We start from the raw sequence: 12,992 nt of genomic DNA, 5'->3' as shown, positions 1-12,992 counted from the left end.
AAAATTCGCGGTACCACCTTGTTTGCAATGATGCCATTCGACAGTTCATTACCTCTTAAGTCTCGATAACGTGAGAAACGATAGTATTTCTACTATTTTATTAAGGGAGCATTTCTATAATATTGTTAGCTTTCTCTCAGCCTTGGAAAACTTTTCTTTAAACAAGTGATTACATTAATTTATCCTCAGTACGTCTAAATTATAGGAGAATACGTCTCAATTGTCAATAAATTATAGTACTATTTTTACTGATAACTTCTAAATAATTTTTTTTTCTTTAGCTAAAGTAAATCCACGACCCCATACTTCACTTGCACTCATCACAACTACAAAGGCATTTTCGTCTACATCTAAAATCGCATCTTTTAAAAGCGTAAATTCTTGTTCTGCAACAACACACATCAACATTTCTCTATCCGAATTTCCATATCCACCTTTAATACCTAGGTTGGTTACCCCACGATTGATCGTATTAAAAATTGCTTGTTTCACTTCAACTGGATATTCAGAAATGATCATGACAGTCTTAGAATGATTAAATCCTACTTGAACAACGTCTATCGTGCGACTAATAACGAAAAGGGATATAATGGAATACATAACAACCTCACTATCAAAAACGAGCAAGGCACATACGATCACTAATCCGTCTATTATGGCTACACTCATCCCTAAAGGTAATCTTAAGTGCTCATGAATGATTTGAGCTATGATGCTTGTCCCACCAGTTGACGCTTTTGCTCTGAATACAATACCTAACCCAATACCTGTTACGACTCCGCCAAATAAAGCTGCCAGTAAAGGAGCATCTGTCCAGGGTTCCATAAAATTAAGCATGCCGATAAATGCCGGCAAAATCAAACTTCCTAAAATAGTTTTATAGCCTGCCTCTTTTCCTAAAAAGATAAAACAAATTAAAAGCAACGGTATATTAAAAGCCAGTTGCACGACAGACGGATCCCAACTGAATACACTACTTGTAATGGTACTAACCCCACTGATACCACCTGAAACAATTACATTCGGCAGCAGAAAAACGTTAAATGCAACAGCAGCGATAAATGAGCCGACAATGATATAAAGAATATCAAGTGCTCCTAATGCGTATTTATTTGATAATACTTTTTTCTTCATAAACGTTCTTCCTTCCTAAGTCCTGAAACATCTCGAAACAAAATCCTTGTTTATTCTAACACTTCAAACTGGATTAAGGCATAGTTTTATTTTTTTCTCATAAATTTTATGAAAATTTAATTTTCATTTGTTCTATAATAAGAAATGAACACTAATAGAAAATAGCAGTTTAAAGGAGTATTCATGTCTACTATAGAAAAATATCACCTCATAATAAATGAACTTTCAGGTTCTGGAAAAGGAAAAAAAGTTGCCAAAAAAATCAGAAAACTGCTAGCAGATAAGAATTTGCCCTTCCAATTACATAAATCAACTTATCCTGGCCACACGATAGAATTAACTAAATCTTTAGCTCAAGATATCAGCCAAAATCTACCTTTAACTCACCTGATCATTGTTATTGGCGGAGACGGCACTTTGCATGAAGTTCTTACAGGTTTAGGAGAACAGTTTGCCCATATTCCGGTAGGATTTATCCCAGCAGGTTCTGGCAATGATTTTGCACGTGGAGCGGGTATCTCAAAAGATCCTGTGAAGGCTTTAGAACAAATTTTAACTGCCAAACATGCAAAAAAATTAGATATCATTCAATATTATGATCACAACCAACAGATTAAAGGATTTGCTGCAAATAATGTTGGCATAGGCTTCGATGCCGCAGTGGTTAAAAAAGCAAACCATTCGCCATCAAAAGTTCTTTTGAACAAGCTAAGTTTAGGTTCTCTTGTTTATTTTGCTAGTTTGATTCAAGTTTTTTTTAAACAAGCTGCTTTTCCCTTAACCATTACTGCGGATGAAAAAATAAAACTATTTGAAGATGCTTTTTTAGTTATTATAAATAGCCACCCTTATTTTGGCGGCGGTATACCCGTTTCACCAAAAGCATCTCAATTAGATGGGAAACTAGATTTAATTATTCTACCTAAACGTTCTTTTTTTAATCTTCTTTACCTTTTTACTTTAATGATCTTTGGAGGAAAACATTTAGATCATAAAGATGTCTATTATTATCAAGCTGAAACTATCTCGCTTAAAACTACTTATACGATTGACTCCAACGCAGATGGTGAGGAATTAGTTTATCAACCCATTGATTTCCAACTCAAAACTAGTCCACGATATTTTTGGATTTAACCGATATTAGACATTTATAACGCTTCATTAATTACGATTATACAAAATAAAAAAACTTCAAAAGATCGATCTTCTGAAGTTTTTTTATTTTGTATAATTTTTTATAAACTCGGTACAATGCCTTCCATACCGATCATTGGATCAACTGCATTAGATTGGATCATATCGATTGTCAGACGATAATTTTTTTGCTCGTTTGCATCAATCGCTTCAATTTTTTTGTTAGGTGATTCCTTCTCAACGGTAACGTCAGCTATTTGTATTTCTTTAGCTTCAATTGCTGTTTTTTCTTTATTAGAGACTGGTTTTACAACTAATTCAATTTGTTGTTTTTCACCTTCTAATAGACGTTCTGTCAATGTTGTTAACCTGGTCGCTGAGGATTTTGCTACACATTCCTCAAAAGCATAAGGCTCACCACATAAAATGAGCAGTTCGCTGCTTCTTGTGATCGCAGTGTAAAGTAAATCGCGTCTCAACATACGATGATAATTTTGCACCATTGGTAAAATAACCATTTTAAACTCTGATCCTTGAGATTTATGGATAGAACAACAATAAGCTAAAGTGATTTTCATCCATTCATTGCGTTTATAGACAACTTCATTAGCATCAAATTGGATCACGATCTCATCTACTTTATCATCTGTTTCCTTGGCTAGCTTGATCCCAACAATTTCTCCCATATCTCCATTAAACACGTTCATTTCTGGATAATTTACTAACTGTAGTACTTTATCCCCAATACGGTAACTTTTTTCATTAAATTTAACTTCTTTTCGTTTGCCTGAAGGATTGGGATTAAAGATTTCCTGCATCATTTTATTTAACGCATCTATCCCAGCTGGACCTCTGTACATCGGTGCCAAAACTTGAATATCTTGGGCAGTAAACCCTTTTTCTTTAGCTTTTTCTACCACTCGACGAATAACAGGTTCAATTTGATAAGTATTGCATTGAAAAAATGAACGATCTTTTTTATTCTCAGTGAAATCAGTAGGCAATTTCCCTTTTTTTATTGCATGAGCTAAAGAAATAATGGAAGAACCATCATCTTGTCGATAAATTTCGGTCAACTCTCTGCTAGGAATTTGTTTTGCTTTGATCATGTCGTGTAATACCTGACCTGGACCAACGGAAGGTAATTGATCTTTATCTCCTACAAATATAACTTGCATATTTTGTGGTACAGCTCTTAACAATTGATTAGCAAGCCATGTATCCACCATCGACATCTCATCTACGATCAACAATCCACCTTCTAATTCTCTATCAGAGAGCTCCGCTGTTGGTTTTTCTTGGCCATTTAACCCTAAAAGCCGATGAATCGTGCTGCTAGGCAACCCAGTAGATTCATTCATCCTTTTAGCAGCGCGTCCTGTTGGGGCTGCTAAAAGAATAGGGAAAATCTTATCTTGGTAATCATCTATTTCTAGTGATAAGCCGTTCAGTTCTGCAAACATGGTCACGATACCATTTAATACGGTTGTTTTACCAGTTCCTGGTCCTCCGGTCAAAATGAATAATGGTGAAACAACAGCTTCTTCAATAGCTTCGGTTTGTGAATTCCCATACTGGATGCCCAATCTTTTTTCCATTTTCCGAATTTCTTTTTGGATGTTATGGGCTGGATACTGAATTTTTTCGCTGTTTTTCATTAAACGTTTTACCGATGTTGCAATTCCCCATTCAGCAGCATACAGTGATTTAATATATATTTTATGGTTATCTTCAATTAATTTATTTTCTTCAATCAAATTTAATAACTCTTTTGCTACTAAATCCGGTTCAATAATGAACGCCCGGCTTTCTTCTAAAACTTTTACAGTCTCATTTAATAACGGCTCCGCTAATGTATACGTATTGCCCTCACCGAGACACAACTCGTTTACTGAAAATAAAATAGCCGCTTGGATACGTCCTGGAGAATCTGCAGCAAAGCCTAAATTTTCTGCAATAACATCCGCTTTTTTAAATCCAATATTATCAATATCTTCTATTAATTGGTATGGATTTTCTTGAATGATCTCCAATGTTTCTGCTTGGTACGTTTGATAAATCGTATAAGCTAACCGGCTTCCAAAACCAAAATCATTTAACCCGATAATAATTTTTTCCATTCCATTACTTGAACGTATCATATTAACAATAACTTCTTTTTTCTTGTCATTCAATCCAGGAACCTTAGCTAAAACTGTTTCATCTGCGTTAATTTGATCGATTGCATCATCACCTAAAAGTTTGACGATTGTTTCAGCGGTTTTTTTTCCTATTCCAGGAAACTTGTCGCTTGATAAATAGGCAATAACGCCTTCTGCTGAAGTGGGCTTCTCTTGTCGGTAGCGTTCTGCATTAAATTGCATACCAAATTTTGGATGGTCCGTCAATTGACCAAAAAAGCGATACGTCTCATCTTCTTGAATTTGCCCAAAGCTTCCCGTAATAACAATCTCTTTTTCGGTAAAGGAACTATTTGTATCGACCACTTGTGCTAGAATTACTTTATAGAAATTTGTTGGATTTTGATAGAAGATTGCAGTAACTTGCCCTACAACATAGGGAGGGTCTCCTGCAAATAAATCTAAACTGTCTTGCATAACCACTTTCCTGCCACCACCTTTTCTATCTTATGCGTTCAAAAAATTCATTCTTTTTGATCTTTCATTATAACCTCTATGGCTTGTAATTGTTTGGTGCGTTCCTCATATTTTTTAGGATCTAGTTCCTTTGCTTTGTCGAAGTACTTCTTAAGAGAATCAACTTCTTCTTTTAAGGCCATCCCTACTACTCCACACTTAAACCAAGCTTCATCATTCTGGGGTGCTTGTTCGATACCTAATTCAAAAAAACTTTTTGCTTCTTTAAATGAACCTAATTGCATTAAAGTATTCCCGATCAATAGAATTAAAGCTATATCTAGTTTGTCTTCTTCATAAGCACTTAGAAAATAAACTAATGCTTTTTTAGTCTGATTTAATGCTAAATAATTTTGTCCAATCATTACCATAGCATCCTTTTTTAATCGTGTCTCATTGAATTTGATCACTTGATTAAAATAGCTTAGCGCTGTTGAATAATCCTCGATTTCATAATATAAATTTCCAAAGGCATAAATAAAAATAGGATCTTCAGGAAACTTTTCAATTGCTGTATCTAATATAGCTTTGGCATCTTCATATTTTTTTCCTAAAATAAACATGTTCGCTAAATTGTAATAACAATCGCTATTTGCAGGATCATTATTAATTTCTTCTATAAGTAACTGAACGGCCTCATTAAACTCGCCCTTTTCCCATAATTGAAAAGCCTCATGGTTTCGATTCATACTTATTTCCTCCTTATTGCAACTTTATCTATTTTACACCAAAATTCTATAGGATTCTACTGATGTCATTGATTTCCATTTTTATTGATACAAGATTTTCCTCATTTAAATTACTTAGTTGTGCTTATGTATAACAAAAAGCTAGGAATTGACCCTAGCTTTTTGAATAGTATATTAAATTTTAAACATATTGCAGTTCTCTTGTTTCATTATAAGCTGCATCAATCGTACCGCCGCCTAGACATTCCATACCATCGTAAAAAACAACTGCTTGACCTGGAGTGATTGCTCGTACGGGCTCATCAAATTCAACTGTAGCTGTCGTTCCATCTTCGCTCAGGTGAACCGTTACACCTATGTCAGCTTGTCGGTAACGGAACTTCGCTGTACATTTGAATGTACGAGGTTTTTCTTCATTCGTTGTAAAATGAAGATCAGAAGCGTCTAAATGAGTAGCTCGCAGCCATTCATGATTGAAACCTTGCCCTACGTATAAAGTGTTTGATTCTAAATCTTTTCCAACAACAAACCATGGCTCACTTGATTCTCCGCCACCACCAATACCTAGTCCTTGGCGTTGCCCAATCGTGTAATACATTAATCCATCATGTTGCCCTTTTTCTTCACCATTGATCGTCATCATTTTGCCCGGTTGAGCCGGCAGATAAGACATCAAGAATTTTTTAAAATCGCGTTCTCCAATAAAACAAACACCTGTAGAATCTTTTTTATTAGCTGTAGATAAGCCAGCTTCTTCAGCAAGCTTACGCACTTCAGGTTTTTGCATGCCCCCAAGAGGAAACAAGGTTTTTGCTAACTGCTCTTGAGATAACTGATTTAAAAAGTAGGTTTGATCTTTATTATTATCTAAACCTCTTAACATATGTGTAACACCATTTTCATCACGTTCTACTTGAGCGTAATGGCCGGTAGCTACATAATCTGCTCCCAATTCAACAGCATAATCTAAAAAAGCTTTAAATTTAATTTCTTTGTTACACATAACATCTGGATTAGGGGTGCGCCCTTTTTTATATTCCTCTAAAAAGTAGGTAAAAACTTTATCCCAATATTGCTTTTCAAAGTTAATAGAATAATACGGAATTCCAATTTGATTTGCTACAAGTGCAACATCATTATAATCTTCTGTCGCTGTGCAAACACCAAACTCATCTGTGTCATCCCAGTTTTTCATAAAAATCCCCACTACGTCATAGCCTTGTTGTTTTAACACTAAAGCTGTAACGGATGAGTCAACACCACCGCTCATGCCAACCACGACACGAGTCTTGCTATTGTCTTGCATTACATCACCATCATTTCAAACAGATTCTGAAAAATCTTTACGATTTGAAGGTCGTATTTTTCCAGTCCCTATCATTATACTAACTTTTAGTCAGAAATCAAGCTGTTCAAACCAAAAAGGAGACATGCTCAATAGTAAGTCATCTCTCCTTTCTATTCGACTACCAAATTTTTTTATTTTATCATGCCTTTTCTAATACGCCGCGTTCCACCAGATTTTCTAGTGTAAACGCTACTTTTTCACGAATTTCTTTATAAGCATCTCCACTATAGATATTTACTGTTCGCAAACCGTTACCTGTTGTTACTGATAGTTTCAATTGAGTTAACTCATTTGAAACTACTATTTTCAATTTCACACCTTGATTATTTATCATATTGGTATCCATCGTACGGGATAATTGAAAATTCCCTTTTTTTGTTTCTTCAAAACCATTATCTCTTAATGTATATTTTTTTACGTTAGGATTTACTTGAAACTGTTCATTGGAACCAAGTAAAGCTGCTTTTTTTTCAAATGCCATGTCGTTCCCTCACTTTTCTTTTAACTTAATCGTAACCCTTTTCATTTCTACTATACCATAGCTTTTATGCTTTTTTCTACAAAAACTAGTAGAGAGTCTGCAAACTTCACAGACTCTCTATTAGTTTATCTATTTTATTTTGGTTTATTTTTTCAGTCTTGAACTGATTTTTATTAAATGTGCTGCTAAATTACCGACCTGTTCTGAAGTCGTTCCAAGGCCAAAACTGATTCGAATTGTTTCAGAAACAATTGGACTCTTTTCTCCATACATAGCTAGTAAAACATGACTTGGTTCAACATTTCCAGCCGTACATGCAGAACCAGATGATACGGCTATGCCATTTAGATCCAAGCTCATCAACAATTGTTCAGCAGATACGTTTTTGAACCACAAACTAACCACATGGGCTAATTGCTTTCCGGAATTTTCGTTTACCTCGAATGCTATATCCGCTTGAGTCAATCGTTCAATGAGTTGCATCCTTAACTCATTGTATCTTGTTTGACGTTCTTCTCTTTGAAGTTGTAAGATTTCTACTGCTTTTTGTAAACCAGCAATGGCAGGAATATTTTCTGTTCCTGCTCGACGTTTTTTTTCTTGGTCTCCGCCTAGTATAAAGCTTGGCAGAGAGATTTCTTCATTGACATAAAGAAAACCAATTCCTTTAGGTCCGTTGATTTTATGTCCTGAAATAGACAATAAATCAATATGATCTCTTTTAACATCGATTTCTTCTGTCCCATAAGCTTGAACAGCATCCGTATGAAAGTATGCTGTAGACTCACTATTTTCAATGACAGCGCCAATTCCAGCTATATCCATTACGGTACCGACTTCGTTATTTGCATACATGATAGAAACTAAAATAGTATCAGGTCTTAATGCTTCTTCAAGCATCATAGGATCGACTTGGCCTTTTTTATTTACTGGCAAATACGTTACTTCAAATCCCAGTTTTTCTAGATATTCCATCGGTTTCAAAACAGCATGGTGTTCAACAGCTGATGTAATAATGTGTTTTCCATCTTGTTGTCTTTTTAAGGCTGTTTCAATAATCGCAGTGTTATCAGATTCTGTACCACCACTAGTAATAATAATTTCACCCGGTTTAGCTCCAATACTTTTAGCAAAAACTGCTCGTGCATTATCAACAATACGACGACTGTCTCTCCCAAAATTATGGATACTTGATGCATTCCCATAATGATTTTTCATTGCTTCATAAACGACTTCAATAACTTCTGGGTGAATAGGACTAGTTGCGGCATGATCAAAATACATTTTTTCCATCTTAATATAGCCCTCCCTAATTGGTCTAAATTGATAATTCCTGTTTTTTCTAAATTCTACGAACTATTTATTTTCAAGCAAGCTATTTTTATCTATTAAGTTTACCTTTTTCCCATAATTCTGGGAATAACATTTTCAAAATCCCCATCGTCAAGCGGCGTCCTTTACCTTTATAGACAAACGCATGCATATGCATTGCAGGATTAAAGTTAGCTTCTAATACTGTGTACCCTAAATGTTCTTTAGTACTTGAAATAGCTGGATCTGGAATGATCAAATCTATTCCACTAACTTTTGCACCAATGATTTCAGACATATCTATTGCTGCTTGCTTATAGCTTTCATCTATATCATCTGTAACATCTATGGAATCTCCACCAGTACTAATATTTGAATTTTCTCTTAAATAAATGACAGTATCAGTCTCAGGGATACTTTCGACTGTATATCCTTGTCCTTTTAGCATCAATTGTTCGATTTCGCCTAATTCTATCCTTTCAAGCGGAGAATGGTGTTTTACTTCACCACGCAAAGGATCTTCATTCTTTTTATCAACCAATTCTTTTATGGTCTTTTTACCATCTCCAACAACATTAGCTGGCGTTCTCAGTAATATCGCTGGAACTTTTCCATCCAAAACAAAGAACCGGTATTCTGTCCCAGGTATATATTCTTCAACCAACACAGCAGTATCTTCTTTGAAAGCTATCTCAATAGCCTGTTCATAATCTTCCCTACTTGGCAACTGTTTAAAAATGGAGATGCCGATACCATAATTGGTTGACTTAGGCTTGACTACGATTTGCTTTTGTTCATAACGCCAAAACGCTGCTTTTCCTTCTGCCAAGGTCGAATACTCTTCCCCTGCTGGAACATGAAAACCTGCTGAACCAAGTATTTTCTTTGTGACTGTTTTATTTTCCATGATAAGTGGTGCAATATAGGTATCTTTAGAGGTCATATTCCCATTTTTAACGAATTCAATATGCTTGCCAACCGTTAATTTTAGAAATTGATCTTGTTCATCTAACACTTCTACTTGAATGCCCTTTTGAAAAGCATCCATTATTAATAGTTGCGTAGACATTTCTAACTTTTCAAATCCTCTTAAATTATACGGCTTCTCAACGGCTTCTTTTTTATACTGTTTAGCTAATGCTAGACTAAATTCAATATATGACCCTTTTTCTTCGATGCCGCTTATTATACGAGCAGCAACCGTTAGTTTAGGATCAATGACTTGTTTTTTAGCTTCTTGAATACAGTTGTATGCTTCTTTAGCTCCATTTGTTGCTTGAAGCATTTCTTCCATTTGTTTTAATAGCTGTAAACCTTCTTCTTGGAAATTAGAAATTTGTTCTGGATTTTCTATGGCCGTCGTTAGACTCATTTCTTCTCCAATTTCAATTTCATCCACAGTAGCTGTTTCATCCATCCAAATCATATACAAGCAAAAAAGATGAATGAATTCTATCGTTTGTTTTGACATACCAAACGGATCGAAAGGATTTAAGTCAAAACCGCGTAGTTCAAGGTAAGAAACACCTTCAGTCAATAACTTTTCTGCATTATTCGTTCCACGAAGACGAACGGCTGAATAAAATTCCTTTTCTTCTGATAAAAAGCCTTTTTCTACCATAGCTTGTAAGCTGTGAACATAGTCTTCAATTGAATTGAATGAAACAGCTACTTCTGGCTGGTTGACGTATCCATAATGACTGCTTCGGATACTCCGAACATAATCTTTTGGTATTTCTTGATCTGTAAAAAAAGAATCATCCACTTTAGGAGAAGCACCTAATAAATAAGTTAAAAGCCATCTATAACGCAGGAAATTTTTTGCTAACTTCAGATAAAGCATAGATTTGAATGAGCTTTTATCTAAATAGTCTGTTTGGCATTCATATAATCGTACGATCAGCTGGTCATCTAATTCAAAATTGTAATGTACCCCACTGAGCATTTGCTTTTTCTTGCCGTATTTATGCGTTAGGATTTCTCTATACTTGACTGCTTCTTTGTTATCTAACTTGGCAATAGGGATGACAGACTCATCCGGAAGGACCATCGGCATACTTACCGGCCAAATTGATTCATCCAGAGGCATTGTTTGAAGTACGACGTCATGTAGTGCCGCCATCCAATTGTAACTTTCCTTGATGGAAGCTAATGGAGGACTAATCAATTCCAATTGCGATTCACTAAAATCTGTTTGAATATATGGATGGAAATTTCTATTCCCAAATTCATGTGGGTGATCCGTCAGCGCAAGCTGTCCATTCGACTTAACCCTTAATCCTTCTTTTTCAATTCCAAAAACGGCTTGATAAAAAGCTTCGTTTAAATCTGTTTCTTGGATCATTTGTTTAACTGTCTTCATTTATATTATTCCCTCATCTGCTTGATTTATTTGTCGCTCAATTTCTGTTCGAATTTTTGATTCAGGAGCAAACTCTTTTTCCCAGCTAACTGGTTTCATTACTTTTCCATCTGTTTTTCGATAACGTGGTTTACCATCTGGAAAAACTTTCCCCATATTTGCTTGATGCACAATAGAGAAGATTGGATCAGGATCAATACCCAAGAGAACGAAAGAACCATAATTGAAATAATTTGCATCAGTCAACGCATCTACTTGACCGATTAACGGACTGTGTACTTCTTTTTGCTGCTCTTTTATTTTATCGATAGCTTCTTTAGCAGCTTTCTGCCACTCTAAAACTAAAGATTCGAATTTTGGGATATCACCTTTTACACTGGCATAAAGAAATTCTATTAGCTCTTCCGTTGTAAAATTTGCCCGAGTAACAGCTTCTTCTGAAGTTAAAGCCTGAGGTTTTCTTTTTATCGTCTTACCAAACACTTCATGAAACTCTTGAACTTGTTCAAATGGTGATAATTTACTCATGCTTCAGCTTTCCTCCTGAAATTTTTTCTTCTATAGTCTAGTATAACTCTTTTAGTTAATTTTTTCTTATATTAAATTAGTAAATTAGACGTTGATTAGATGTTTTCTTAAAGCTGCGTTCTCTGATTCCAATACTCTACGGTACATTTCAGAATTTTTCAAATCAGCCTGCATAATTTTTAAAAACTCAATATTATCTTGTGAATGACGTTTTGTTCTTTCCAGTTCGATCTTTTCTTTGATCAATTTTTTTGCATCTTTTTCAAGATTATCTATTATTTCAACGAATTCTTTATTTTTATCAATTAATGACGCGTTCTGAGAACAGATTCGTTTGATTTTTTGTTCGTTTTTTCCATCTGCTAAGTTGATGTAAACCAATGCAAAAGCTAAGCAGGCAATCACAAATACTAAACATAGATTAATAAAAGAAACTACGGGTATCGACTGTCTAAACAAAGACAATAATGTACTTAAGATAACTGCACATCCAAAAATGGCTAACCCAATTCGGTAAGAATTTATTTTTCGTTTAGCGTTCACTATTTTTAAATAATTTATTTTATTTTGTAATTTTTCTTTCTCTACTTGTTCATATTCTATTTTTTTTCGACTTTCAAGAAAAAGGGCTTTTTCTTTTCTTTCGATCGTTTCTTGTACTTGTTGCTGGTACAGTTCAAACCATTCTTTTTCTTTTACTAGTTTTTCTAATTCTCTATCTATTTCCTGCTGGAAAACGGCTTTTTTTAGTAAAAGTTCCTCTTCTGCTTGCGTTGCTTTTAGATGAGTTGAGGCAATTATATTATCCGCCTTTTGTTCAGCTTTTTGAGTAATCTTTTTTGCTTCGATTATTTCTTTATTGTATTGTTCAAAGGAGTGTCTTTTTTTTAATTCCACTTCCTGTTTGGCCTTTTTTATATCTTTTTGAACTTCTTGATACATTTCTTCTGATTGCCGAAAGGCATCCATTAAAATAATTTCTGCTTCTTGCTTAGCTTGTTGCAGCATTTTATGTTCTTTTAAGTAATATCCTATTGCCACTTTCTCATTTACCTGCTGCTTTGTATGTGGAATTTTTGTTTCACTTTTTTTATTTTCTGTTACCTTTTTTAAAATGACTCTGCCTGTTTTTAAAAAGAGGTTAAGTTGGTTTCTATTCTTAGCTTTTGATGGGCCAGTAAGACGATCCGTTTCTTTTTTTTTATTCATTAAAAAGTTCCTTTCTTTCTACCTTTACCATAATTACGATCAACCAATTCTAATCAAAATAAATGAGCTCCTAAACATTATCGCAAATAATCAGAGAAAAGCCAAACCAAACATTCTACTAACTTTCTAAAAGTAACTTGACCCCCCAATCAAACAAGTG

General features: G+C 34.7%; 10 protein-coding genes. 1 reads left to right on the top strand and 9 read right to left on the bottom strand.

What is annotated here, in order from left to right:
• Positions 1-258: 258 nt before the first annotated feature.
• Positions 259-1,134 carry a YitT family protein gene (locus BR50_RS09885; RefSeq protein ID WP_034548336.1) on the bottom strand — a complete coding sequence of 292 codons (876 nt, stop codon included), beginning with the start codon at positions 1,132-1,134 and terminating at the stop codon, positions 259-261.
• A gap of 183 nt (positions 1,135-1,317) precedes the next feature.
• On the opposite strand from BR50_RS09885, the gene BR50_RS09880 reads away from it, so the two are divergent.
• Entirely contained in the window at positions 1,318-2,268 is a 951-nt protein-coding gene (locus BR50_RS09880) for a diacylglycerol/lipid kinase family protein (RefSeq protein WP_051905786.1), read from the top strand.
• A 101-nt stretch (positions 2,269-2,369) separates the two neighbouring features.
• Here the strand turns inward: BR50_RS09880 and recD2 are convergent, their stop codons facing one another.
• The 8 genes from recD2 to BR50_RS09840 all read right to left on the bottom strand — a co-directional run bounded on the left by recD2 (position 2,370) and on the right by BR50_RS09840 (position 12,832).
• Positions 2,370-4,865, bottom strand: coding sequence for an SF1B family DNA helicase RecD2 (gene recD2 / locus BR50_RS09875; protein WP_034549143.1), 2,496 nt, complete (start codon positions 4,863-4,865; stop codon positions 2,370-2,372).
• A 47-nt stretch (positions 4,866-4,912) separates the two neighbouring features.
• Positions 4,913-5,593: a tetratricopeptide repeat protein gene (locus tag BR50_RS09870; RefSeq protein WP_034548333.1), complete on the bottom strand. Its 681-nt coding sequence runs from the start codon at positions 5,591-5,593 to the stop codon at positions 4,913-4,915.
• Between the two features lie 181 nt (positions 5,594-5,774).
• Positions 5,775-6,899 (bottom strand): tRNA 2-thiouridine(34) synthase MnmA, encoded by a 1,125-nt coding sequence (mnmA, locus tag BR50_RS09865; RefSeq protein ID WP_034548331.1) that lies wholly within the window; start codon positions 6,897-6,899, stop codon positions 5,775-5,777.
• 181 nt (positions 6,900-7,080) lie between these two features.
• Positions 7,081-7,422, bottom strand: a complete 342-nt coding sequence (locus tag BR50_RS09860) for a cysteine desulfurase (protein ID WP_034548329.1) — start codon at positions 7,420-7,422, stop codon at positions 7,081-7,083.
• Positions 7,423-7,566: 144 nt separating this feature from the next.
• On the bottom strand, positions 7,567-8,715 hold the full coding sequence (locus BR50_RS09855; RefSeq protein WP_034548326.1) for a cysteine desulfurase family protein: 1,149 nt from the start codon (positions 8,713-8,715) through the stop codon (positions 7,567-7,569).
• A gap of 88 nt (positions 8,716-8,803) precedes the next feature.
• A complete protein-coding gene (gene gshAB / locus BR50_RS09850; RefSeq protein ID WP_034548323.1) occupies positions 8,804-11,095 on the bottom strand; it encodes a bifunctional glutamate--cysteine ligase GshA/glutathione synthetase GshB in 2,292 nt (763 codons plus the stop codon).
• Positions 11,096-11,623 carry a pyrophosphohydrolase domain-containing protein gene (locus tag BR50_RS09845; RefSeq protein WP_034548320.1) on the bottom strand — a complete coding sequence of 176 codons (528 nt, stop codon included), beginning with the start codon at positions 11,621-11,623 and terminating at the stop codon, positions 11,096-11,098.
• Positions 11,624-11,707: 84 nt separating this feature from the next.
• Complete coding sequence (locus tag BR50_RS09840; RefSeq protein WP_034548317.1) at positions 11,708-12,832, bottom strand: hypothetical protein; 1,125 nt, start codon at positions 12,830-12,832, stop codon at positions 11,708-11,710.
• Positions 12,833-12,992: the final 160 nt, after the last annotated feature.

The sequence above is a fragment of the Carnobacterium alterfunditum DSM 5972 genome (assembly GCF_000744115.1).
In the GTDB taxonomy this organism is placed as follows: Bacteria; Bacillota; Bacilli; order Lactobacillales; family Carnobacteriaceae; genus Carnobacterium_B; species Carnobacterium_B alterfunditum.
The sequence above is the reverse complement of the archived record's forward strand: the minus strand, read 5'-3'. Positions and strand labels throughout refer to the sequence as shown.